A 24,332-nucleotide genomic window follows, 5' to 3' on the forward strand; every position below is an offset into this window, starting at 1 on the left:
AATTAATAATTTTGAAATAATTAATTTCTAATTTAATTAACTATTTATCCTGAAAAAAGCCCAACATAATGTTGGGCTTTTTTTATGAGCTAAATTTTAAAAATAGGAAAATAAGGATTTAAAAGAGTGGATTTGAATTATATATTTTCTTTTTAGAAGAATATATCTATTCAACAAAAAGGAATGAAATATGAATGGATTCAGAAAGTTAATTTTTAAAGATGATATAAATAGAATTGCATTAATAATAGAAAATCATATAAAAGAGCATAGCGCAGAATTATTCTGTAAATTTGAATCAGTAAAAAGGGTATTAACTGAAAATTACACTTCGATCTTTATTTCTAAAAATGAATATGAAGCAAATGAATTTCTTAGAAGAATAGAAAATAATTTTTCACTCTATAATAAAAATGAATTTACTAAAAGTATTGATTTTGTCAGAGTAAAAATCAATTTAAGTATAGAGAATCTATTTTTAAATAGTGCTAAATTAACAGCTAGAGAGCCGATTAAAATAAAAAAAGAACGTATGAACACTCTTCTTTTTCAGCATTCTTCGGGAACTTATTATGTGGAATTGGAGAACAAAAAACTTATTTTAGAAATAGATAATGAAAATGATATATTTAAAATAATTGATTTTGAAGGTGAATCCGTTTTTTTTTATAGTAAAGGTGATTTGATTAATAGTATAGAAAATACAATTAAAAAAAATAATAATAACGATTTTTTATATTATCGTAATTATAATAAAAAAGAGTATTCTAATTATTTTAATTTAAATGAATATTGGAATGTAAGTAATAACGATATAATAAATGAAATTATTATTGATATAAAAATAAAAAAACAGATAGATATTGACTCACGTTTTTCTATTGAGCTTAATGAAAGCTTCTCCTATAAAAATATTTTTATTATACGGGATAAGATAGAAAAAACCGAGAAAGTATTACATATCTATACTGATGATATAGAAGAGGCGTTTACGATTGCGAAATATAAATATAGCCAGATACCCGAAAATGGAGAGCATCTAATTTACAAAGTGGGTACTGGCTGGTTTACGGCCAAAATAAAAAATAATATAGTAAAGCGGTTTTCACAATCTGAGGATCTACTTAAGCCACTTGAAAAAATAATGAGTCGAATTAATCTTATTGCTTCAAAAGAAACTAATTATGATTTTAGTCATGTCCAATCACTTACTGGATTATGCTATGGTTTGAGTTTGAGTTATTTATTAGAGATTAGAAATAGTGGATTAGAAGGAGGGCATAAATATTTATTTTGGCTAAAAGAAAATATTTCTTCTTATCAAAATGAAAAGGAAATTATACTAAATAAATTAGACTCTATTTTATTTAATAATATACAAGAGTATGAAGTATTAAATTTAATGAAAGAAGTAAAAAATATTATTTTTGCTCAATATTTTCAAATGGAAAGGTTATGTAATAAAGTTCAATACTTTGTTTTTGATTCGTTAAAGTCGGTTCAATATAATGAAGTATTAAATAAAAAAGGGTTGGGGAAATCAAATATTCATCATATTGGTTTTAGTCAAGAAGAAGTCAGTCATCATATAGATCGAATTATACAGGGATATAATGATTATTATGCCATTATTGCATTCAAAGATCATGTTATAGCCATTGCATATAAAAAATATTCTGAAAACAATTACAAGTTTACATTATTTGATTCAAATAGTGAGTTACTCGAGTTTTCTGATCCTTTAGCTATAAAAGAAGTATTGGCAAGCAAAATGGATTTCTATGGAGCTCATGAAATAGAAGGTAAAAAATATATTACTTTTGATGAGTATAAAAAAACGGATTCATTAAATTATAGAAGTGTGTGGAATAATGATGATGTTGATATCAATAAAGGCATTGCTGAAAGTATAAAGAAAATAGGTTTTTCATTACCTTTTAGCGAGGGTGTTACAGGACGTGTTATTCATTATAGTGAACAGCGAGATCTTATTCTCCAGCTTAAAAAAGAGAATGTTTTAATAGAAGTTGTTGTAAAAAATTCATATGTTGATGAGGGTATTTACTTAGTTAAGCATCATATTAATGATATTCTTGGAAATAATCAGGCAAGTAAGATTATTTTGAATAAAAATGATGATAATAGTATTGATATTGATGTGGTCGAATTCAATAATTTCCAAGAGATCAAAAAAAGAAATGGATATGTTGAATTTAATGATATTTATTACAGGAATTTAATTGAAATAAATAGCTATTTAGTTAAAGGAAATAAATCAAAAGAATTAAAAGAAATCGTTTCTTTAATAGATATATTAAATGGAAATATCTATTTTGATAAATTAACGGCTAGTTTTTCTCTAATTAATAAAATAAATTTATTTAATTATAATAAGAATGTTTCACTTATTGGAATTTTAAATAAGGTTAAAAATAAGTTAGAAGATAAATTGTTTTACGATAGATTGATTTATGGAAAAGAAAAATTAATTTCACTTGCTGAAAAAAATAGTTTAGTGGCTGCAAAGCTTTATCAATTAATGGTGAATGAAATTAATGATGGTTCTCATGGTGTTAGTAATTTTATTTATAATCAAATTATAGAGAGTCCCTATTTATTATTGGATAAAAATAGAAATGCTGGCGTTGAGGGGTACGATTACACTATTGAATTTAAAAATAACTACCAATATTTAATTGAGATAATTGAACACATTGATATCCCTGAATTAAAAAACACATTTCTGATAGAGGATAATAATAAACTACATTTAAAAGAGAACTATCAAAAACTATCAAAAAATAGAGATAATGAAGATATAAATAAACTACTCAATTTAATTGAAATTGAAATAGATGTTAAAAAAGGTAATAATTTAAGTTCTTATCATGAATTATACTTTGATTACTTTAGAAATAACCAATTTTCAAATAGAATGATCGTCCATGAAATAAATCAGTTAGAAACTTACTTTAATAATAATTATTGTGAAAGAAATTATGGTTATCATCCAAACAATTTTTATGTTAATGAAGAAAATATTCATATTCTTTTTGATAAATCATTAAATCAAAATAGAAATAAAATAGATTGTAGTTATTTATTATTTGACGATAATAAAGATAACTTTAATTTCTTATTTGATGATAAGAATTTATTTAATGGGGGGAATATTGATAACATTATTATAGATAGTATAGATGCTTACTATCAAGATGATATAATAATTTATTTTTATAATGGTGTTAAAAGTGAGAGTTTAAGTATTTACTTAAATGATAAACCAGAAATAAGCGATTTTCTTGATTATTGTTTAAAAAATAAAATAAGAATTATTGCAACAGGAAATGAAGAGGATAGTTTTTTTCAGCAAGATTTTATTAGACAAAAAAATGATGTTGAAAAATTACATAATATTATTTTAGAAAATCAATTTTTTAATGAAAAAACGATTGTTTTTGCTAAAAAAGAAAAATTATTGAGTTATCAATCGGGTGATTTTTTTATTGAGGGTATTGCTCAACGATTAAATATGCCGATCTACCAGATTATTGATAATAAGGTTTCGCTTTTAATAGACAACATTATTGTTAAGCCACTTATTGAGAGACAATATATCGATAAACCTTTACTTGCCAGTGTGGTATCAAACAATGTAATTATATCTGAGGCGGAGTTTGATGATTTTATATCTATTTCAATAGAAGAAAAAATCAGTATTGAAAATAAAAATCACACTAAAGAGATCTATCAATTACTTTCTAACCTGTATCCTAACTATCGAGATAATGAAGAATTTAAATTAGGTTATAATAAAGATATTAAAACGGTTATTTTTGATTATTCAGATAATATAACAATATCTGATGTTCTAGATTATATTAAACTAAATCATTACAATCTTAATATTTATCAAATTGGAACTATTATTAATAAAGTCGATCACCTTAGTGTTGAACAGCATAGGGAAATATTAAAGGAACTTAGTCAAAAAATTATCAGTAATGATATTTCAATAAGTACCGCATGCAGAAAATATCTATATGAGCTATCTTCTTTTTTTAAAACTTCAGATGAAAATAATATAGAAAAAAAATTAACACAAGTAATACATGATCCATTAGTTAATAAAAAATTCAATCAATATTTGATGAGCGAAATGACATATCAACAATGGCTATCATTGGACTCATTGTCAGAAGAAAAATTGACATTAACAAAAAAAACAAATCAAGCAATAGAAATTATTCATGCAGTTTATGACAATCCAACATTAATTAAAAAATTAAGCTTACTTTCAAAAAATCTTCTGACTACATTTTTTGATAAAAACAAAAAAGGCATTTTATATCGAGTATTGCTAGACAATATATCAACATTTGAAAACTATAAAAAAATAATAAACAAACTTCAAAATATCATTTTTATGACTCGCAATAAAATGATACTTGAATCATCATCACCAGAAATAGCATTAAAGAAAGCAAGTGATTTAAATTCGTCAGATATTTTAGATGTGAAAGATAAGATCTTTGATTATAAAAATAAAGAGATAATAAAAATAAATGATTTCTTTTTTGATAAAAGTTTATTAGTCAGTTTAGGTGCTAAGGTAAGTGGAAAAAATATCGATGACATTGATCTCAGTAAGATAGAAAAATGGGACTTAAAATTAACATTTGATCCTTATCACCTTAATGATTATTTTCTATCAATATCGGGTAGTGAAAAGGATAAAAAAGTCATCTCTTTGTTTCGTTATTTATTAAATAATAAAGAAGAGAAAATTAAATATCTCCTTTCTAATGATGTAAATAGAATCGACTATCTTGCTGCATCTGAACGATTAACTAAAATGATTAAGCTAGGAAATAAAGGCTACAGTGATAAAGATTGGAATTTATTAAGAAATGCATCATTAACACTTCCTCGACATATGAAAATAATTAGTAAAATTGGTTACGCTAATATTACTTATGGTATGTGGCAGTCAATTAATTCCACGTTTATGCTTGCTGAACAACTAAATAACCCATTGTTATCGCCTAAAGAGCGAAAAGAGATAATTAATAACTTAGCTATTATGTGGTCTGAGATGGCTTACAATGGTCTTTCTGAATTGATTGAAATTACATTAGCTAAAGGATTGCTAAAATATCGTCATAATCCACTTGAATATGTAAGTAAGATAAGTACGAAAGTAGGGATTGGACTTAATGTTCTTTCTATCGGATTTGATATTTATAATGCCTATGATAATTTTAGCCGAATTTCTGGTGAAAATAATGAAAAAAGGAAAATTGATTATATTGTTAATGGTTCCTTTGCTGTTGTATCTGGGTTGGTTACGCTAGGGGTTTCTATTGCAATGCTTGCAGGTTCAACGATTGCAGGCCCTATTGGTATTGTGGCGGGTGCAGTTATTGCACTTGCAACATCGATTTATAATGCAGCAAGGCTTATTGAAGAAGCAAAGACAAAGGTAAATTTTACGCCATTAGAAGAACTTAATAATGGTTTTTATGCCTTTTTAATGGGGGATTTACTGCCAAATAAAAAGAATGAAATCATCTATTTAGAAACAGAAACACAATTAGAAGAGATGATTGACAAAAATGCAGTCAATTATCTTGATGAGATAAAAAAACAAAATCATCAGAGCCGTTATTTTTATACAAATGAAAAACAGGTTTACCAAGAATATTATTATTATAAAGTCATACCAAACTTAATGGGAAAAACATTAGATTCAATTTTAAATCCATTAGGAGAATATGTTGCTCAACGGATATCTCAAAATATCAGTCAAGAAGTAGCTGAAAAAATAGCTGCACTTTCTTATCATCTTCGCTCAGAAAAAACAGAATATAAGTATTATCTTCCTAAAGAAGCAATAGCAACCCATGAGACACTAATTTTTGATGTTGATTTTTATGTTAATGAATTGAATCGCTATACAATGGATATTATTTCCGATAATGATTCTCCCATTTTTGATAATATGGTAGATAGCGATTTTTTAAAAAATATAAGAACAAATAGAGAAAATATAATTAATGTATTAGGTGTGGAAAATTTATCGGAAAGTTTAATAAAAGCTAATCAGTATGAAAAATATTATTTCTCAGATTGGAATGAGAATGAAAAATTCTATTTTAATACCTATCATGGTAATGATGTTATTGCAGCACCTTTAATTACTCAAAATACCTTTGATATTTATAATGGTACTAAACGATTAAGTGGAGGCGAAAAAAATGATATGTTCAATTTGTTTTCCTCTGAATCGCCACTTTATGCGAGTCGTTTTTATGGCAGAGAGGGAAATGACACACTTCGTATTATAAAAATAACAAACAAATATATGGGATATGAGGTTAGTTTATCTAATAACTATGTTAAATTCAGACAATCAGAAGAACAAACAAACAGTCAAAATTTTCATTCAAAGCTATTTCTTTATCAAGAGAATGGGCGTTTTTATTCAAAGCAATTAGTTGATTCTATGCCTAATATTGTCTTACAAGATCAAAATGTGATTGCCTATTTAGACAGTATTGAGAACGTAATTGGTAGCGAGGCTGGTGATGATATTATTTATGGTAACCAAGAGAATAATTATTTAGATGGTGCTGGCGGTACCGATTTATTATATGGGTTAGGAGGAAATGATACTCTGGTTTTACGAGAAGGTTATGCTGAAGGAGGGGAGGGAAATGATAACTATGTTATTTTAAGATCTTCTTTAGAAAAAAATTATAATATTCAATTTCAAACAATTATTAATGAAGTGAGTCATATCGAGTCTAGTATTGTGCAATTAAACTATCATTTTGATGAAATTGCTGCTATTTCTCGTCAAGAAAAAGATATTATTTTTGATATAAAAGTAAATGATGGAAATGAAAATAATGAATTAATTTATCACTTTATAAAATTAAAAAATGTTTATGATGATTCTGTAAATAATACGCTTTCACATTGTTATACGTTAATAACTCAAGATGGTTTTTTACTCACGTTGGATGAAAATACTAAAGATAAAATATTATACAAATTTAGTTATTTAGAACAATATAATAAATCAAAACTCATTATTAAAGACTTTTATATTAATGAGATTGAAAAATTAATTATTACGGCTTTTAAAAGTAAGAGTAGAAATATAAAATTATTGCCTGAATTTGAATACAGTGGTTTCTTATCTGGAACAAATTTACGACTTGGTATTCACGGGAATAACCAAAATAATAATTATTTTGGTATTGATTCTAACTCATACATTAAATTGAGTCAGGGGAATGACAGCTATCAAATAAAAACATTTTTAACAAAAAATAAGAATAAAAGAGTGAGTATTTCACTGTCTGACTATATTGATAAACTAACTGATGATAATGTGAGCCATTTCTTTTTAACAGATATAAGTGGTTTTGATTTGACATTTAAAGATGGTCTTTTATCTCATCGCTATCTTCCAGATGATTATTTAACGCTATCTTTCGATCCAACGCTATTAAATAAAATTGTCAATACAAATGTGACTATTCGATTAATAGATAAAGACAATGTTGTTTTTACACTTCCTACAAAAGAGAGCCAACAACATTTATTAACACCAATGACGGATCTAAATTTTACTATTAGTGCAGGAAATGATGTGCTTATGATCCCTGAATCACTGACCTTAAATAAAGAGGCATATCGACTTATTCACTTGATTCACCTTACTCTTTGTTAAGATCTATTTTAATGACTCAACAGAAACCACACAATCAATCAATTGAACACTTGCCTATTCTCGAGTTAATGGCAGGTGATGATATCGTCGTTAATCATAATAAATGTAGCTCGGTGATTGATGGCGGAGAGGGCGATGATCATATTGTGGTTAATCACGGACATCATATTTTAATTGCGGGAGAGGGGAACGATAATCTCAGTGCAGGAAGTGGAAATGATCTTTTGATCTCTGAATCAGGTCTTGATTATTTAAGTGGTGGGAGTGGTAGTAATATTTATATCGTGAACAAGCGTTATGGTGAAGTCACTATTTATGATGAAGGCGAAAATAGCCAACTTTTTATTTCAGGATTATCTGAACATGATGAATTCATTTCTTCTCAAGTGGGTGACGATTGGCAGTATAGAACAGAAGATGGTCAATTTATTTTAACCCTAAAAACAAAAGAAAATCAGATGAATAGCTCGGTTACAATTATCAAAACAGAAAACACACTTTCAATGCAATCCCTCGCTTCGATTATTCAAGAAATGGCGCAATTTAATGAACAACAATTGACAACAATGCAAGGTAGTGAATTTATTCCATCTCCAACATGGTCACCTCTATCATTAGTGGTAAAACATTTGTGAGCCTCAATATAAAAAAACAGCACTGATTTTAGTGCTGTTTTTATTGATAGCTAATAGTTAATATTTTTATTTCGCCAGTGATTCTGCACGTTTAAATACGAGAGTGTTACCCTCTGATTCTGCTGAGTTAAATTGATAACCTTCAAGATTAAATTCTTTCAGTTGTGCTTTATTAGTTAGTTTTTCTTGAATAATAAAGCGACTCATTAATCCACGGGCTTTTTTAGCGTAGAAGCTGATAACTTTATATTTGCCATTTTTTTCATCAAGGAAAACAGGTTTAATAATATCAGCATTGAGTTTTTTCGGGTTGACCGATTTAAAATATTCATCAGACGCTAAATTGATTAAAACATTATCACCTTGTTCTTCAAGTGCTTTGTTTAGCGCTTCTGTAATGGTATTTCCCCAAAATTGGTATAAATCGCTTCCTTTTTTATTTTTTAGCTTTATTCCCATTTCAAGACGATAAGGTTGCATTAAATCAAGAGGGCGCAGTACGCCATATAAGCCAGAAAGCATACGTAAATGTTGTTGTGCAAATTGAAAATCATCTTCAGAAAAAAGCTCTGCTTGCATTCCGGTATAAACATCACCTTTAAATGCCAAAATAGCTTGGCGTGCATTTTCTGGTGTGAAATTAGGTTGCCATTCACCAAAACGAGCGGCATTTAATCCCGCGAGTTTATCACTTATTTTCATTAAGCTTGCGATATCGCTTGATGACAATTTTCGACATTCTTCGATAAGTTGTTGGGAATATTTTAGCAATTCAGGTTGGGTGAAGTGCGTTGTTGCTAAAGGCGATTCGAAATCCAGTGTTTTAGCTGGTGAAATGGTGATTAGCATAATTCCCTCGATACGTTATTTTAATGTTGACCAAATATAGCAAATTCTTTCGATTAAAGACTAAATTATAGTAATAGGAAAAAACAATGGTTTCTCTTATTTGTCGTAAAACTCGACGATTTAAACGATTCAGCCTGTGATTTTCTTCTGTTTTTTTCCGCTTTTGTTTTGCGAAAACGTTTGGCATTCAAATAATTGCTTTGTATGAATTTAAGCGTCTTGTAGTGTGAGCAGTCCATGTTATTATCAATAGATATCCGCAGGTGACTGCAAACAGATTTACCTAGTAGATGAGATAAACAAAATGACCAACAAATTGACTTCTTTGCGTAAGCTGACAACTGTTGTTGCTGACACTGGTGACATTGCAGCAATGAAACTGTATCAGCCACAAGATGCAACTACCAACCCATCTTTAATTTTAAATGCAGCTCAAATTCCTGAATATCGTAAATTAATTGATGAAGCGATTGAATGGGCTCGTTCACAAAGCGATTCTCGTGAACAACAAATCGTTGATGCTTGCGACAAACTGGCAGTGAATATCGGTTTAGAAATTTTAAAACTGATCCCAGGTCGTATTTCAACAGAAGTTGATGCACGTCTTTCTTACGACACACAAGCATGTATCGAAAAAGCACGTCATTTAATAAAACTTTATAATGATGCAGGTATCAGTAACGACCGTATTCTTATCAAATTAGCATCTACTTGGCAGGGTATCCGTGCCGCAGAGCAATTAGAAAAAGAAGGTATCAACTGTAACCTGACTTTACTGTTCTCTTTCGCTCAAGCGCGTGCATGTGCTGAAGCAGGTGTTTACCTGATTTCTCCATTTGTTGGTCGTATCATGGATTGGTATAAAGCCAATACAGATAAAAAAGAATTTGCTCCAGCTGAAGATCCAGGTGTGATTTCTGTTACTGAAATCTATAACTATTACAAACAACACGGTTATAACACTGTTGTTATGGGCGCAAGCTTCCGTAATATGGGTGAGATTTTAGAATTAGCAGGTTGTGACCGTTTAACTATTGCACCAGCACTGTTAAAAGAATTATCAGAAGCTGAAGGTGAAGTTGAACATAAATTATCTTACAAAGGTGAAGTGAAAGCGCGTCCAGAAGCTATCACTGAAGCTCAATTCTATTGGGAGCACAACGCTGACCCAATGGCAGTAGATAAATTATCTGACGGTATTCGCAAATTTGCTGTCGATCAGGAAAAATTAGAGAAAATGATTGCGGATTTATTATAATTCGTCGTTAAATTCTTATAAAAATCTTAAATACCCATCTTATACAGGTGGGTATTTTCATTTTTTGCTTCTCAAAATAACATTTAAGTAAATTTTAAGATTAAATTGATTGGAATATATTATTTATCCAGTAATAATTATAAAAATATATTATTAAAATACTCTATTTATTATTGGTGAATTATGAAAAAGATTGTCTTGGCAACGGTACTTGCATCGTTATTTTTTAGTGGCGCTGCAATGGCAGAAAGTAAAACGGCTTTCTCTTTACCTGCAATTGAAAAAAGTGCTGAAAGTGGAAATGCAGCATCTCAGTATCAATTGGGTGTGAAATATGAGAATGGTGAAGGTGTTGAGCAAGACTCACAAAAAGCACTAGAGTGGTATACCAAAGCGGCAGAACAAGGCCATGCTGAAGCACAGTTAAATTTAGCACTTATGTATGACATGAGTGATGATATTGACCGTGATGCAGAAAAAGCGGTTTATTGGTATAACAAAGCGGCTGTTCAAGGTGTCTCTTTAGCCCAATACAATCTTGCGGTTTCTTACGATGATGGTGATGGCGTAGCGCAAGATCATGAGAAAGCAGTGTATTGGTATACTAAAGCGGGTGAGCAAGGTGATAGTGATGCTCAATACAACCTTGGGATCTCTTATGATGAAGGTATCGGTGTAGCACAAGACCATGAAGCAGCGGTTGTTTGGTATACAAAAGCAGCAGAGCAAGGTCATGCAGACGCACAATATAACCTTGCTGTCTCTTATGATGATGGTGAAGGTGTAGAGCGTAACGGCACTAAAGCGGTTTTCTGGTATACAAAAGCAGCCAACCAAGGTAATCGTGATGCGCAAAATAACTTAGGCGTAATGTACGATGAAGGCGACGGTGTCGCTAAAGATGCACGTAAAGCCGTTGAATGGTATAGAAAATCAGCTATACAAGGTAATGGTTTGGCACAAAATAACTTAGCTTTAAACTATTATTACGGTAAAGGCGTTAAACGCGATCTGAAAGAAGCTTATGCATGGTTCTCTGTTGCTGTTGAAAATGGTGATGGTGATGAAGCTATGCTAAAACGTACTGCTCGCGCATTAAATGCAGCACAATTAGCCGAAGCGAAAAAATTAGCAGCATCTTATATTACTAAATATATTGATGAGTAATATTAATTAATATTATTCAAGATTAAAGAGGGGGAGCTTATGCTCCCTTTTTTATTTTTAGCTAAAGCCAAATAAAAATAGATTATTATCATTTCTTTATTATCTATTCTCAATAATCAAATTTTAAATATCAATAATATATTGAGATTCTTTTTAATTCTCTTGTGTTCTCATGGTAATATCTGCGCGCAAGTTAGACGGTGATTGATTAATAGAGGTTTGATATGAACGAATTACGCATAGGGTTAGTTTCTGTTTCTGATCGCGCATCAAGTGGGATTTATGAAGATAAAGGCTTACCCGCTTTAGAAGCTTGGCTAAAGGCTGCATTAACAACGCCTTTTCATATCGAATCACGTTTAATACCTGACGAACAACTCATGATTGAGCAAACACTGTGTGAGCTAGTTGATGAAGTCGGCTGTCATTTAGTGTTAACAACAGGGGGAACTGGCCCTGCTCGTCGTGACGTTACTCCTGATGCTACGTTGGCTATCGCAGACAGAGAAATGCCAGGTTTTGGCGAGCAGATGCGTCAAATTAGTCTGCAGTTTGTACCCACAGCTATTTTATCTCGCCAAGTTGGTGTTATTCGTAACCAAGCGTTAATTCTAAATTTACCAGGACAACCTAAGGCTATTGCAGAAACATTAGAAGGGTTAAAAGATAACGACGGTAATGTGATTGTTAGTGGTATTTTCGCTAGTGTACCGTACTGCATTCAACTGCTTGATGGTCCTTATGTCGAAACTAATGAAGCTATTGTTGCTACTTTTAGACCTAAATCAGCCCGCCGTTCCACTTCAGCATAAATAATGTAAGAGGTTATTTTTGTCACCAAACTTCTGGCTAGGAAAAGCTTTGACTAAGTTTGGATAACGCAAAAGTAACCCTATATTTATTTGATATTTTTATTATAAAAGTTAAAAAACATTATTTTTCAAATAGTTATTCTCTTATTCTAAGCATGGTCTTAAAAATACACTTTAGATAAGTCATAATGTTATTTGTGAATGATGTAACGTAATGAAAAATAACAAGTTTTAATTCTCGTTTTATTCTCAGACACAAAATTTTCGCATTTTTTGCATTTTTTTTCATTATTCCCCTTGATGAATGTATTTATGACCCCATCTTCTTTTTCAACTGCAATTACCACTATTGAGTTGCGTTGATTTTGTATCCGCTTGGAGATGATGTTGTTTAGTCTATTAATTTATGACTTGAAAAATGAATATTCATCCTCATATAGATTGGTAATCAAATTGATAAAGAATTCTCTTTGGAGGCGTTTAAATGGGTAAAATTATTGGTATTGACCTGGGTACAACTAACTCTTGTGTTGCTGTAATGGATGGCAAAGCTGCCCGGGTTATTGAAAACGCAGAAGGCGATCGTACTACTCCTTCAATCGTTGCTTATGCACAAGATGGTGAAATCTTAGTTGGTCAACCTGCAAAACGTCAGGCTGTGACTAACCCACAAAATACTTTGTTTGCCATCAAACGTTTAATTGGTCGTCGTTTTGAGGATGCCGAAGTTCAACGTGACGTTGCTATCATGCCTTACAAAATTGTAAAAGCAGATAACGGTGATGCTTGGGTTGAAGCACGTAACGAAAAAATGGCTCCACCACAAGTTTCTGCTGAAGTCCTGAAAAAAATGAAGAAAACAGCAGAAGATTATTTAGGTGAAGCAGTTACTGAAGCTGTTATTACTGTTCCTGCTTACTTTAACGATGCTCAACGTCAAGCAACTAAAGATGCTGGTCGTATCGCAGGTCTTGAAGTTAAACGTATTATTAACGAACCAACAGCGGCTGCTCTGGCTTACGGCTTAGATCGTGAAGTGGGTAACCGTACTATCGCAGTTTACGACTTAGGTGGTGGTACATTCGATATCTCTATCATCGAAATCGATGAAGTTGATGGCGAAAAAACCTATGAAGTTCTGTCAACCAATGGTGATACTCACTTAGGTGGTGAAGACTTCGATAGCCGTTTAATTAACTATTTAGTTGATGAATTTAAGAAAGAACAAGGCATTGATCTACGTAACGATCCATTAGCAATGCAACGTCTGAAAGAAGCAGCAGAAAAAGCGAAAATCGAATTATCTTCTGCACAACAAACAGATGTTAACTTGCCATACGTTACAGCTGATGCGACTGGTCCTAAACACTTAAATATCAAAGTCACTCGTGCAAAACTGGAATCTTTAGTTGAAGATTTAGTTAAACGTTCAATGGAACCAGTACGTGTTGCATTAGAAGATGCAGGCCTGAAAGTTAGCGAAGTTAGCGACGTTATTCTGGTTGGTGGTCAAACTCGTATGCCAATGGTTCAAAAAACCGTTGCTGATTTCTTCGGTAAAGAGCCACGTAAAGACGTTAACCCAGATGAAGCTGTTGCAATGGGTGCGGCTGTTCAAGGTGGTGTGTTAGCGGGTGATGTTAAAGACGTTCTGTTACTTGACGTAACACCACTGTCTTTAGGTATCGAAACAATGGGTGGTGTAATGACTTCCCTGATTGCGAAAAATACCACAATTCCAACTAAACATAGCCAAGTGTTCTCTACCGCAGAAGATAACCAATCTGCTGTAACTATTCACGTATTACAAGGTGAACGTAAACGTGCAAGTGATAACAAATCACTGGGTCAGTTTAACTTAGATGGTATTCAAGCTGCGCCACGCGGTATGCCACAAATCGAAGTTACTTTTGACATCGATGCTGATGGTATCTTGCATGTATCAGCGAAAGATAAAAACAGTGGTCGTGAGCAAAACATCACAATCAAAGCTTCTTCAGGTTTAAATGAAGATGAAATCCAAAAAATGGTTCGTGATGCAGAAGCAAACGCAGAAGCTGACCGTAAGTTTGAAGAATTAGTACAAACTCGTAACCAAGCTGACCAATTAGTTCACGGTACACGTAAACAAATTGAAGAAGCGGGTGATAAATTACCAGCGAACGATAAAGAAGCTATCGAAAAAGCGGTAAGCGAGTTAGAAATCGCTTCTAAAGGCGAAGATAAAGACACTATTGAAGCAAAAATTAAAGCATTAGTTGAAGCTTCTGAAAAACTGCTAGAAATCGCACAACAACAAGCTCAAGCAGGCGCAGCAGGTAATGCGACGGGTGCTGATGCAAGTGCGAAGAAAGATGACGATGTTGTCGATGCAGAATTTGAAGAAGTTGACGGCAAAGACAAGAAATAATGCCCTTAACGGGCCGCGGTAACTCACCTGTGAATAGTTACTGATACCGAACACGGGCGTCGAGGAAACTCAACGCCCGTGTGCTTATGTCAAGGGTAATCTAGAATGGCGAAAAGAGATTTTTACGAAGTACTCGGTTTAAGTAAAACTGCCGACGAAAAAGAAATTAAACGCGCATATAAGCGTTTAGCAATGAAATATCACCCAGACCGTAATCAAGGTGATAAAGAGTCAGAAGCAAAATTCAAAGAAATCAAAGAAGCCTATGAGATCTTAAGTGATGCTCAAAAACGTGCTGCTTATGATCAATATGGTCATGCTGCGTTTGAACAGGGTGGATTTGGTGGTCAAGGTGGCGGCGGCTTCGGCGGTGGTGCTGACTTTGGTGATATCTTTGGTGATGTATTTGGCGATATTTTTGGCGGTGGTCGTCGTCAACAACGTGCAGCACGTGGTTCTGACTTACAATACAACATGGATCTAACGCTTGAAGAAGCGGTTCGTGGCGTCACTAAAGAAATTCGTATACCAACACTGGAAACATGTGACAAATGCCATGGTAGCGGTGCTAAAGAAGGCACATCAGCAGAAACCTGTTCTACTTGTCATGGCGCTGGTCAGGTTCATTTACGTCAAGGTTTCTTCACTGTACAGCAAGCATGTCCAACTTGTCATGGTCGCGGTAAAGTGATCAAAGAGCCTTGTTCTAAATGTCATGGTGATGGTCGTGTTGAACGCTCTAAAACGCTGTCTGTCAAAATTCCAGCCGGTGTTGATACTGGTGACCGTATTCGCTTAAGTGGTGAAGGTGAAGCAGGTGAAAACGGCGCGCCAGCAGGCGATTTATACGTACAGGTTCATGTTCGCCAACATCATATTTTTGAACGTGATGGCAATAATCTTTACTGTGAAGTTCCTATCAACTTCGCCATTGCTGCTTTAGGTGGCGAGATTGAAGTCCCAACACTTGATGGCCGTGTGAAACTTAAAATTCCAGCAGAAACACAAACTGGAAAAATGTTCCGCATGAAAGGCAAGGGCGTTAAATCAGTACGCAGTAGTAGTATTGGTGACTTAATGTGTCGCGTTGTGGTTGAAACACCCGTCAAACTGAATGAGAAACAAAAAGAGTTAATGCAACAACTGGGTGAATCATTCGGTGGCAAGAGTGGTGAGAAAAATACCCCTCGTTCTAAAAGCTTCTTAGATGGTGTGAAAAAATTCTTTGATGATTTAACCAAATAATTTTTCTTATCACCTTCAAAAAGGCCTGATGATAAATTCTGTCATCAGGCTTTTTTATTTGAATTATGTTTTGTTCTATCCCATCTTGATAGCAACAATACCGGCTAAAATCACTAAACACGCCAATAGCTGTTTACGGTTAAATTGCTCTTTTAACAGATAAACAGATAAGATCATGGCAAATAACACGCTGGTTTCCCTTAGTGCAGCGACAAGCACAATAGAGGCATGACTCATCGCCCATATCACTATGCCATAACTTACCAATTGCATCACGCCACCAAAGAAAGCTGGCTTCCAATAATCCTTTATCTTGGTTTTTAAATGTTGGCGATAACGAAGCCAAGCAAGTAAATACATTGCGATGCCATTTAAAAAGAAGAGCCATAAAATATAAGCAAACGGTGTTTCACCTACACGAGAGCCATTACCATCAGATAGGGTATAACTTGCGGTAAATAATGCGGTAAGTAGCGCAAAAAAGAGTGCATCTTTACGTAAATTAAACTCTGCTATTTTTCTACTACGTGAGATAAGGATAATACCCAAAATGATAAATAAAATGCCAATGAGCCCAGCAATAGGTAGTGTTTCATGGAAGAGAAAAAAACCAAGAAAAGCAGTCATTAATGGCGCACTGCCACGAGAGATAGGGTAGACCTGATTAAAGTCAGCTAGGGTATAACAGCGACTTAAAGAGAGTGTGTAACCAATATGAAATAAAACAGAAAGAATAAGCCATTTCCAAGCACCGACATCAGGGAGCCCAACCCAAAACAGGGCAGGTAGAGTTACAGCACCCGAAAAAAAAGTCAGTAACGAGATCCCTAAAAATCGATCACTACCTACTTTAACTAATGCATTCCAACATGCATGAAAGATAGCAGCAAATAAAACGGCAATAAAAACAGTAATCGACATATTGATAGAAACCTTAATGTAACGAGAGTATTCACTATCTATAGGACAATAACACAATGGTTAAATAGTGAAACATGCAACATTTTCTTTTTATTTATAATTGCGGGGTATATTTTAATATGAAGAATAACATTAGCATTATTTATGTAGATGAGAAAAATTGATACTTTTGATCTATTTTGTTGATTGGTGTTAATTATTAAATTAGATGCTTATTTTTGTTGTTTTTTAAATAAAGTATTATTAAATCAATATGATAAAAATAACTTTTATAAATCTACTTTTATTCTATTTTTTTCGATATTTTGTTGAGTGACGACGATTATTTGCTTTGTTTTTCTTGATATTTTCTCTTTATTTCGGAAATATCGATTTATTATCCATAAATAATCTGTTTTTTACGAATTCATAATTAGCATATTATTAACAAAATTAGTAATTTTGAGGTTAATATTATGACGGCAATTATTAGACAATTTTTGAGATTAGAGGCATCAGGCGGTATTCTTCTGATTATTGCTGCTATTATCGCATTGATTATGGCGAATACACCTCTAAGTGCTTTGTATAATGAGTTTTTATCTATTCCAATTATGATCAAATTCGGTGCATTCGAACTTGATAAACCATTATTACTTTGGGTAAATGATGCCTTAATGGCGATCTTTTTCTTAGTAGTCGGATTGGAAGTTAAACGTGAATTAAAAGAAGGCTCTTTGGCTCAGCGTGATAGAGCCATTTTCCCTGCGATAGCCGCAGTAGGTGGTATGTTAGCACCCGCATTGATTTATTTGATGTTTAATCATGCGGACGCAATTGGACAGCAAGGTTGGGCAATTCCAGCGGCAACTGATATTGCTTTTGCACTGGGGGTTATGGCGTTACTGGGTAAGCGTGTTCCTGTCGAGTTAAAAGTCTTTTTGTTAGCGTTAGCTATCATTGATGACTTAGGTGTGATAGTCATTATTGCGCTCTTTTATTCAAAGAGTATTGCATTAATGCCTCTCGCTTTGGCAGGTTTAATCGTGATTGCTCTGGGCATAATGAACTGGCGTAAAGTGGGTAATACGGCTGCTTATTTAATTCTAGGGTTCATCTTGTGGGTGTGTATTTTAAAATCAGGTATTCATGCAACGATTGCAGGTGTGATTGTTGGATTCCTTATCCCATTAAGAAATAAAGAAGGTGATTCTCCTTCTGAAGAATTAGAGCATGTGCTACACCCTTGGGTTGCCTATTTTATTTTACCGCTGTTTGCATTTAGTAACGCAGGGGTTTCTTTAAATGGCGTAACGCTTGATGGCATGTTATCTGCCTTACCGTTAGGTATCGCGTTAGGTCTATTTTTAGGTAAGCCGATTGGAATTTTCCTCTTTAGTTGGGTTTCGGTAAAACTAGGCATTGCAAAATTACCAGATGCGATTAATCTTAAGCAAATATTTGCAGTATCTGTGCTATGTGGTATCGGTTTTACTATGTCTATCTTTATCGCAGGGTTAGCATTTGATGGCGCGGATGAAGCTTATAATACCTACGCTAAACTTGGTATTTTAGTCGGTTCAACAGTAGCCGCTGTTGTGGGATATTTGTTACTTCATTCTGTTTTACCGAAGTTAAAGACAAAGTCAATATAGGGAAATTTATTACGGATTTGAGTTTCTCAACACAATAAATACCGAGCTATATATTTAAACCTACGGTGCAATACAGTGTATTGTGCCGTAGGTGTTTTTATGAGGATTGGGTGCAAGGAAAGCCAATCGCAAACTAATGCGTTATTACATAGTCTGTGTATGAAGCACAGAAGTTGAAAGGAAGATAACTATGCGGGTGTCACATCTCAATTTTAACCATCTTTATTATTTTTGGCATGTGTGTAAAGAAGGCTCTGTTGTGGGTGCAGCGCAAGCGCTGTATCTGACACCTCAGACAATTACAGGGCAAATTAAAGCATTAGAAGAAAGATTGGGTGGCAAGTTATTTAAACGCCAAGGAAGAGGATTAGTTCCTTCAGAATTGGGTCAGCTCATTTTTCGTTATGCCGATAAAATGTTTATGCTCAGCCAAGAAATGCTGGATATCGTCAACTACAGTCGTGAGTCGAATTTACTGTTTGATGTCGGTGTTGCTGATGCGTTATCAAAACAATTAGTCAGTCGCGTATTAGAAACGGCTGTCATTGATAATGAGCAAATCCATTTGCGTTGTTTTGAATCTACTCATGAACTATTACTAGAACAATTAAGTCAGCATAAGCTGGATATGATCTTATCAGATTGCCCCGTGGATTCGTCACAACAAGAAGGTCTGTTCTCTGTAAAACTTGGCGAATGTAATATGAGCTTTTTTTGCAGTCATCCGCTTCCTGAAAAGCCGTTTCCTGAATGTTTAGAAGAGCGAAAGCTCCTCATTCCAGGGCGTAGATATATGTTAGGTCGCCATTTATTAACGTGGATACGTAATAAAAACCTACAAGTAGAAATATTGGGTGAGTTTGATGATGCGGCATTAATGAAAGCATTCGGCTTAAATTATAATGCTATCTTTGTCGCGCCTTCACTGTATACCGACGAAACTTTTGCTCATAGTAATATCGAAGAGATTGGGAAGCTTGATACGGTAAAAGAAGAGTACTACGCGATTTTTGCAGAGAGAATGATCCAACATCCAGCGGTTCAACGTGTTTGTAATACTGATTTTTCAGAACTCTTTAATGGAGATAAAAAGAGCGTTGTAAACCCATAAAGTGGTTGCGGTTAAAAAGTAGAAAATAAAAAACCGGCATAAGCCGGTTTTTTATAACACAAGAAAGCAATATTACATTGCTTTGATTTGTGCTTGCAGATTAGCTTTATGACGTGCAGCTTTATTCTTGTGAATTAAGCCTTTAGTTGCCTGACGGTCAACAATTGGTTGCATGTCATTAAATGCTTTTTGTGCTGCTTCTTTATCACCTGAAGCAACTGCTGCGTATACTTTTTTGATGTAAGTACGCATCATAGAACGACGGCTTGCGTTGTGCTGACGACGCTTTTCAGACTGAACCGCACGTTTCTTAGCTGATTTGATATTAGCCAAGTTCCAACTCCCAAATATATTCTAGCGAGGACAAATACAAAGGTGAAGGAATATGCCTTTTCAACCTAAGTTTGTCAATGGATTTATACAAAATTAGCGTCGTTGTACGCGACACTTGTTTCGTTGTGATGGCGCAAGATTTTATCAGTTAAGACGGGTAGAATACAGTCTTTTGAGTGAAAAAATCATCAAAATCGTGTATATGAGTAATAAATAATAGATTCTAATAGGATCTATGCTTGATTTTATGCGATTTTATAACCAAGAAGTGAGTGATAGTCCATTTTTTGTTTGATGTGAGCAATCAAATTTAAGAATAACAGTGAATCGACTTGTCGAGATATTACTCATCAATAAACATTGATATATTGGGTTACTCTCAAGCCTTTGACAAGGTATAATCCAATAATTTCCACGGTATTGAGCCAGTTATGGAGCTAATTCGCGGTATACAAAATATTAGAGCGCTACACCACGGTTGCGTTCTGACAATTGGGAATTTTGATGGTGTCCATAGAGGCCATCAGGCATTATTGAAACACTTGAAGCAAGAGGCATCGCAGCGAGGATTACCCACGGTTGTGATGACATTTGAGCCTCAGCCACTTGAGTTCTTTTTACCAGAAAAGGCACCAGCACGTCTGACTCGTTTACGAGACAAGATTAAGTATTTAGCTGAATGTGGTATTGATTACCTTTTGTGTGTCAAATTTGATAAACAATTTGCGGCACAAACACCGGAAGAATTTGTTTCATCACTGTTGGTGAATAAATTAGGGGTGAAGTTTCTTGCTATTGGTGATGATTTTCGCTTTGGCAAAAATCGTGAAGGTGATTTCCATTTTTTACAACAAGCCGGTGTTAGATATGGATTTGAAGTCGCTAATACTGAAAGTTATTGCGATAAAGGATTGCGTATCAGTAGCACTGCGGTACGAGAAGCGTTGCTCAATGATGATTTAGTTCTTGCTGAATCACTATTAGGACACCCTTACAGCGTTTGTGGGCGTGTTGTTCATGGTAATGAATTGGGTAGAACCATTGGTTTTCCGACAGCCAATATTCCTATGAAACGCTTAGTTGCACCAGTTAAAGGCGTTTATGCCGTTGATGTCTATTTATCAGATAATCAATCACCTTTACCCGGTGTGGCAAATATCGGAAGTCGTCCTACTGTACAAGGGAAGGGCGTACAATTAGAAGTGCATTTAATCGACGTTAATATGGATTTATATGGACGTCGTATTGATGTTGTGTTACGAAAGAAATTACGTAATGAACAGCGATTTGCATCATTGGATGCATTGAAGCAGCAAATCGCAGATGATGTGGCTACTGCTAGGGATTTTTTATCGCAGCGGTCGGAGTCATAAACTAGCGGAAAATTGGAACTGAGAATCGAATGAGTGACTATAAAAATACCCTGAACTTACCAGAAACAGGGTTCCCTATGCGCGGGGATTTAGCAAAGCGCGAGCCAGAGATGTTATCACGTTGGTACAAAGAAGGTTTGTATCAAGCAATTCGTCAGGCTAAAAGTGGTAAGAAAACATTTATTTTGCACGATGGCCCTCCATACGCCAACGGCAATATTCATATTGGTCACTCAGTAAACAAAATTCTCAAAGATATTATTATTAAATCCAAAGGGCTGTCAGGCTTTGATTCTCCGTACATTCCAGGATGGGATTGTCACGGATTACCTATCGAACTAAAAGTTGAACAAATCGTAGGTAAACCAGGAGAGAAAATATCTGCAGCGCAATTCCGCGAGGAATGCCGTAAGTATGCTTACGAGCAAATTGAAGCACAGAAAAAAGATTTTATTCGTTTAGGTGTTCTAGGAGATTGGGAAAAACCTTATCTCACTATGGATTACAAAACCGAAGCGAACACTATTCGTGCGTTAGCGCGTATCATCGCAAATGGTCACCTGTTAAAAGGGGCTAAACCTGTTCACTGGTGTACTGCGTGTGGTTCATCGCTGGCAGAAGCTGAAGTTGAATATTACGATAAAACTTCACCGTCGATTGATGTGCGTTTCACCGCCGTTGAGCCAAGCGCAGTTGCCGCAAAATTCCATGCAGTAACAGATAAGCCTATTTCTTTGGTTATCTGGACAACAACACCGTGGACATTACCTGCTAACCGCGCTATCGCATTAAATGCTGAATTTAATTACGCATTAGTCTCTTTTAACGATGAATGCGTGATTTTAGCCGCTGATCTTGTTGAAGGCGTAATGAAGCGAATTGGCGTAACAAGCTGGGCTGTTTTAGGCGAATGCAAAGGTGCTGATTTAGAGTTATTGCGCTTTAATCATCCATTTATGGGCTTTGATGTACCTGCAATTTTAGGTGATCACGTTACTTTAGAAGCGGGTACAGGTGCTGTGCATACTGCACCAGGCCACGGCCCTGATGACTTTGTTGTCGGTCAAAAATACGGTTTAGAAGTGGCAAATCCTGTTGGGCCTAATGGTTGTTACTTGCCGGGCACTTATCCAGCATTAGATGGCGTTTTTGTTTTCAAAGCAAATGATGTCATTGTTGAGCTGTTAAAAGAAAAAGGTGCTCTGTTACATCACGAAGCCATGCAACACAGTTACCCATGTTGCTGGAGACATAAAACGCCAGTTATTTTCCGTGCTACACCACAATGGTTTATTGGCATGGATAAAAACGGTTTACGTCAGCAATCATTAAAAGAGATCAAAGGTGTTAAATGGATCCCTGATTGGGGTCAAGCACGTATTGAATCAATGGTTGAAAACCGCCCTGACTGGTGTATCTCTCGTCAACGTACTTGGGGCACGCCAATGTCTCTGTTTGTTCACAAAGAGACTCAAGAGCCACATCCACGTACTTTAGAGTTGATGGAAGAAGTCGCAAAACGTGTTGAAGTCAGCGGTATTCAAGCATGGTGGGATTTAGATATCCGTGAAGTGTTGGGTGATGAAGCTGACGATTACATGAAAACGCCAGATACACTGGATGTTTGGTTCGATTCAGGATCAACACACTCAACAGTGGTTGATGCGCGTCCTGAATTCCACGGCAATTCAGCAGATATGTACTTAGAAGGCTCTGACCAACATCGTGGTTGGTTTATGTCTTCACTGATGATCTCGACTGCAATCAAAGGCAAAGCGCCTTACCGTGAAGTTTTAACACACGGTTTTACCGTAGATGGACAAGGCCGTAAAATGTCTAAATCTATCGGTAACACAGTAAGTCCACAAGATGTAATGGATAAGCTGGGTGCTGATATCCTACGTTTATGGGTTGCATCAACAGATTACACTGGTGAAATCGCCGTATCTGATGAAATCTTAAAACGCTCGGCTGATACTTATCGCCGTATTCGTAATACTGCACGTTTCTTCTTAGCGAACTTAAACGGTTTTGATCCTGCAAAACACCAAGTTAAGCCAGAAGAGATGGTTACGTTAGATCGCTGGGCAGTAGGTCGTGCGAAAGCAGCACAAGCTGATATCTTAAAACACTATGAAAATTACGATTTCCATAATGTTATTCAGCGCCTAATGCAGTTCTGTTCAGTAGAAATGGGTTCTTTCTACTTAGATATCATCAAAGACAGACAGTACACTGCGAAAAGCGATAGCGTTGCTCGTCGTAGTTGCCAAACAGCGTTATTCCATATCTGTGAAGCATTAGTTCGTTGGATGGCGCCAGTTATGTCATTCACAGCAGATGAGATCTGGAATGAGTTACCAGGCGAACGTGCAAAATATGTCTTAACTGAAGAATGGTATACCGATTTATTTGGCTTAGATGCGTCAGAAACCTTAAATGATGACTACTGGGCTGAATTACTTGCCGTTCGTGGTGAAGTCAACAAAGTATTAGAGCAAGCACGCACAGATAAACAACTGCGTGGCTCTTTAGAAGCATCAGTAACTCTGTATGCAGATAAAGCTTTAGCAGATAAGTTAAATGCGTTAGGTAACGAATTGCGTTTTGTTTTATTAACTTCTCAAGCGAAAGTGGCAGATATTAATGAAGCGCCAGAAACAGCATTAGCTTCTGATATGGCGGGTTTAAAAATCGCCTTTAACAAAGCAGACGGCGAAAAATGCCCTCGTTGCTGGCATTATGCGACAGATATCGGTCAAGTAGCGGAACACGCTGAATTATGCGGACGCTGTGTTACTAACGTAGCCGGTAACGGTGAAGAACGTAAGTTTGCTTAATTA

General features: G+C 34.7%; 14 protein-coding genes. 11 read left to right on the forward strand and 3 right to left on the reverse strand.

Annotated elements, in window-relative coordinates; translation table 11 throughout:
- The first annotated feature begins 190 nt into the window (after positions 1–190).
- Complete coding sequence (locus ABN212_RS00860; RefSeq protein WP_349442720.1) at positions 191–7,741, forward strand: calcium-binding protein; 7,551 nt, start codon at positions 191–193, stop codon at positions 7,739–7,741.
- Positions 7,742–7,752: 11 nt separating this feature from the next.
- A complete protein-coding gene (locus ABN212_RS00865; RefSeq protein ID WP_349442722.1) occupies positions 7,753–8,376 on the forward strand; it encodes a calcium-binding protein in 624 nt (207 codons plus the stop codon).
- A 66-nt stretch (positions 8,377–8,442) separates the two neighbouring features.
- On the opposite strand, the gene yaaA is transcribed toward ABN212_RS00865, so the two are convergent.
- A complete protein-coding gene (gene yaaA / locus ABN212_RS00870; protein ID WP_198619307.1) occupies positions 8,443–9,225 on the reverse strand; it encodes a peroxide stress protein YaaA in 783 nt (260 codons plus the stop codon).
- A 304-nt stretch (positions 9,226–9,529) separates the two neighbouring features.
- Between yaaA and tal the strand changes: the two genes are divergently transcribed.
- From tal to dnaJ, 5 genes are all read left to right on the forward strand, one after another.
- Positions 9,530–10,483, forward strand: a complete 954-nt coding sequence (gene tal / locus ABN212_RS00875) for a transaldolase (RefSeq protein ID WP_198619308.1) — start codon at positions 9,530–9,532, stop codon at positions 10,481–10,483.
- Positions 10,484–10,666: 183 nt separating this feature from the next.
- Complete coding sequence (locus ABN212_RS00880; RefSeq protein WP_109371853.1) at positions 10,667–11,650, forward strand: tetratricopeptide repeat protein; 984 nt, start codon at positions 10,667–10,669, stop codon at positions 11,648–11,650.
- 224 nt (positions 11,651–11,874) lie between these two features.
- Positions 11,875–12,462: a molybdopterin adenylyltransferase gene (mog, locus tag ABN212_RS00885; protein WP_349442724.1), complete on the forward strand. Its 588-nt coding sequence runs from the start codon at positions 11,875–11,877 to the stop codon at positions 12,460–12,462.
- A 484-nt stretch (positions 12,463–12,946) separates the two neighbouring features.
- On the forward strand, positions 12,947–14,872 hold the full coding sequence (gene dnaK / locus ABN212_RS00890) for a molecular chaperone DnaK (RefSeq protein WP_198619310.1): 1,926 nt from the start codon (positions 12,947–12,949) through the stop codon (positions 14,870–14,872).
- A gap of 105 nt (positions 14,873–14,977) precedes the next feature.
- A complete protein-coding gene (dnaJ, locus tag ABN212_RS00895) occupies positions 14,978–16,117 on the forward strand; it encodes a molecular chaperone DnaJ (protein WP_196532347.1) in 1,140 nt (379 codons plus the stop codon).
- 75 nt (positions 16,118–16,192) lie between these two features.
- Here dnaJ and ABN212_RS00900 read toward each other — a convergent pair whose 3' ends face one another.
- The gene (locus ABN212_RS00900) at positions 16,193–17,038 is read right to left on the reverse strand and encodes a DMT family transporter (protein ID WP_196532346.1); all 846 of its coding nucleotides are present in this window, start codon (positions 17,036–17,038) and stop codon (positions 16,193–16,195) included.
- Positions 17,039–17,493: 455 nt separating this feature from the next.
- Between ABN212_RS00900 and nhaA the strand changes: the two genes are divergently transcribed.
- Together nhaA and nhaR are read left to right on the forward strand one after the other, a co-directional pair.
- Positions 17,494–18,672, forward strand: coding sequence for a Na+/H+ antiporter NhaA (nhaA, locus tag ABN212_RS00905; RefSeq protein ID WP_196532345.1), 1,179 nt, complete (start codon positions 17,494–17,496; stop codon positions 18,670–18,672).
- Positions 18,673–18,862: 190 nt separating this feature from the next.
- Positions 18,863–19,783: a transcriptional activator NhaR gene (gene nhaR, locus ABN212_RS00910; RefSeq protein WP_196532344.1), complete on the forward strand. Its 921-nt coding sequence runs from the start codon at positions 18,863–18,865 to the stop codon at positions 19,781–19,783.
- A gap of 72 nt (positions 19,784–19,855) precedes the next feature.
- Here the strand turns inward: nhaR and rpsT are convergent, their stop codons facing one another.
- Positions 19,856–20,116 carry a 30S ribosomal protein S20 gene (gene rpsT / locus ABN212_RS00915; RefSeq protein ID WP_004248964.1) on the reverse strand — a complete coding sequence of 87 codons (261 nt, stop codon included), beginning with the start codon at positions 20,114–20,116 and terminating at the stop codon, positions 19,856–19,858.
- Positions 20,117–20,547: 431 nt separating this feature from the next.
- Here rpsT and ribF point away from each other — a divergent pair, with 431 nt between their 5' ends.
- Positions 20,548–21,489 carry a bifunctional riboflavin kinase/FAD synthetase gene (ribF, locus tag ABN212_RS00920; RefSeq protein WP_151434253.1) on the forward strand — a complete coding sequence of 314 codons (942 nt, stop codon included), beginning with the start codon at positions 20,548–20,550 and terminating at the stop codon, positions 21,487–21,489.
- A gap of 29 nt (positions 21,490–21,518) precedes the next feature.
- Positions 21,519–24,329 (forward strand): isoleucine--tRNA ligase, encoded by a 2,811-nt coding sequence (gene ileS, locus ABN212_RS00925; RefSeq protein ID WP_198632075.1) that lies wholly within the window; start codon positions 21,519–21,521, stop codon positions 24,327–24,329.
- The last annotated feature ends 3 nt before the right edge of the window (positions 24,330–24,332 follow it).

Source organism: Proteus genomosp. 6 (assembly GCF_040139785.1).
Lineage (GTDB): Bacteria > Pseudomonadota > Gammaproteobacteria > Enterobacterales > Enterobacteriaceae > Proteus.

What these genes read in the sequence shown, in the direction of transcription:
- nhaA (WP_196532345.1), top strand. Translation starts at nt 17,494, where the DNA reads ATGACGGCAATTATTAGACAATTTTTGAGATTAGAGGCATCAGGCGGT.
- ABN212_RS00860 (WP_349442720.1), top strand. Translation starts at nt 191, where the DNA reads ATGAATGGATTCAGAAAGTTAATTTTTAAAGATGATATAAATAGAATT.
- ABN212_RS00865 (WP_349442722.1), top strand. Translation starts at nt 7,753, where the DNA reads ATGACTCAACAGAAACCACACAATCAATCAATTGAACACTTGCCTATT.
- ABN212_RS00880 (WP_109371853.1), top strand. Translation starts at nt 10,667, where the DNA reads ATGAAAAAGATTGTCTTGGCAACGGTACTTGCATCGTTATTTTTTAGT.
- yaaA (WP_198619307.1), bottom strand. Translation starts at nt 9,225, where the DNA reads ATGCTAATCACCATTTCACCAGCTAAAACACTGGATTTCGAATCGCCT.
- ABN212_RS00900 (WP_196532346.1), bottom strand. Translation starts at nt 17,038, where the DNA reads ATGTCGATTACTGTTTTTATTGCCGTTTTATTTGCTGCTATCTTTCAT.
- mog (WP_349442724.1), top strand. Translation starts at nt 11,875, where the DNA reads ATGAACGAATTACGCATAGGGTTAGTTTCTGTTTCTGATCGCGCATCA.
- dnaK (WP_198619310.1), top strand. Translation starts at nt 12,947, where the DNA reads ATGGGTAAAATTATTGGTATTGACCTGGGTACAACTAACTCTTGTGTT.
- ribF (WP_151434253.1), top strand. Translation starts at nt 20,548, where the DNA reads ATGGAGCTAATTCGCGGTATACAAAATATTAGAGCGCTACACCACGGT.
- ileS (WP_198632075.1), top strand. Translation starts at nt 21,519, where the DNA reads ATGAGTGACTATAAAAATACCCTGAACTTACCAGAAACAGGGTTCCCT.
- nhaR (WP_196532344.1), top strand. Translation starts at nt 18,863, where the DNA reads ATGCGGGTGTCACATCTCAATTTTAACCATCTTTATTATTTTTGGCAT.
- tal (WP_198619308.1), top strand. Translation starts at nt 9,530, where the DNA reads ATGACCAACAAATTGACTTCTTTGCGTAAGCTGACAACTGTTGTTGCT.
- dnaJ (WP_196532347.1), top strand. Translation starts at nt 14,978, where the DNA reads ATGGCGAAAAGAGATTTTTACGAAGTACTCGGTTTAAGTAAAACTGCC.